The following is a 1,084-nucleotide window of genomic DNA, read 5'->3' as shown; positions in this document are numbered from 1 at the left end:
GAACAGTTTGTTATGTGCGTATTCAAACCAAGTCAGTACCAACTTATTAGATAGTTTGTACGCTCCTTAGTCATTTCAATTTCACACTCCATGCGTGCTTCGTTTCGCTGACTCCCCCCACTCTGGAGTACGTAGAATGCATCACAATTGGACTTTTTGAACTGTAGCCAACTTCGCTGGCTACTAAGCAAGCTCTGCTTAAGTTCAACAGAATCCACAAGGGTTCTATCAGACAGTTCTCCTGAATTGATCCGATTCATTATGTTTTTATAAACATCATTCAACTCTTTATCTGCCAACTCAAAGTTCGCCTGAAGCTCGCATAGAGAGCCAAACAATTGACAATCTTCGACGCCACTCTCCGCAGAAAGTGAGAACGATGAGCAACAAAGAATCAAAATCAAAAATTTACGCACTTTACTAACTCCTACTCATTAGCACATAACGCCGCATTAAGGTGTGAGCGACGCTTGGCTATACTTGAGCGAAGCGAAATTGCCAAGCGTTGCGAATCACTTTTAAATGCTTTGTTATACAAATATTATTTTATTTCGATTCGCTGCTTTGGATAGCCAATTATCACACCGGATTCTAGCAACTCCAACTCTAGAGAAAATATAAACGATGTTTTCGTATATAATATCTCTCTAGGGACCGCATTTTTGTCTTTGACCTCCACAAAATAACCGTATGGCTCATACTCGTCTAAGAATATTTTCTTAAATTTTTCATCATGATCATTTCGTGCAGCCGAAAAGTGGCCAGCTTCATTTACACCCCAATCTGGCTCCTGCAGTATATATGCCATTCTGCCGTTAACTTTGATTTTGAAGTCTGTCCAGACGCTTAGATATACTTTCTTTTCAGCTTCATTTATCGCACACCAACTCCATACTGTATTTCTTTGCTCTGCACCCAAATATTCCATGAGTTGACTTCTATTCTCTAATTTCAAAATTGACTCCATTTGTATAACGCCCTGTTAAGGTGTGAGCAACGCAATACCGAATCCCCTGCATACCACCTTAAACATTAAAACCAACGCATAGTGAAAATGCCACGCGTTGCGAATCACTCTTAAACA

2 protein-coding genes are annotated in these 1,084 nt (G+C 39.9%); both read right to left on the bottom strand.

Annotation, left to right across the window (positions count from 1 at the left end):
- Positions 1 to 32: 32 nt before the first annotated feature.
- Positions 33 to 416: a lysozyme inhibitor LprI family protein gene (locus tag KJB35_RS28040; RefSeq protein ID WP_285469893.1), complete on the bottom strand. Its 384-nt coding sequence runs from the start codon at positions 414 to 416 to the stop codon at positions 33 to 35.
- A gap of 125 nt (positions 417 to 541) precedes the next feature.
- The gene (locus KJB35_RS28035; RefSeq protein ID WP_081048897.1) at positions 542 to 928 is read right to left on the bottom strand and encodes a hypothetical protein; all 387 of its coding nucleotides are present in this window, start codon (positions 926 to 928) and stop codon (positions 542 to 544) included.
- Between the last annotated feature and the right edge of the window lie 156 nt (positions 929 to 1,084).

Origin of the sequence: Vibrio sp. D431a (assembly GCF_030248655.1) — a bacterium.
Taxonomy (GTDB): domain Bacteria; phylum Pseudomonadota; class Gammaproteobacteria; order Enterobacterales; family Vibrionaceae; genus Vibrio; species Vibrio alginolyticus.
The sequence above is the reverse complement of the archived record's forward strand: the minus strand, read 5'-3'. Positions and strand labels throughout refer to the sequence as shown.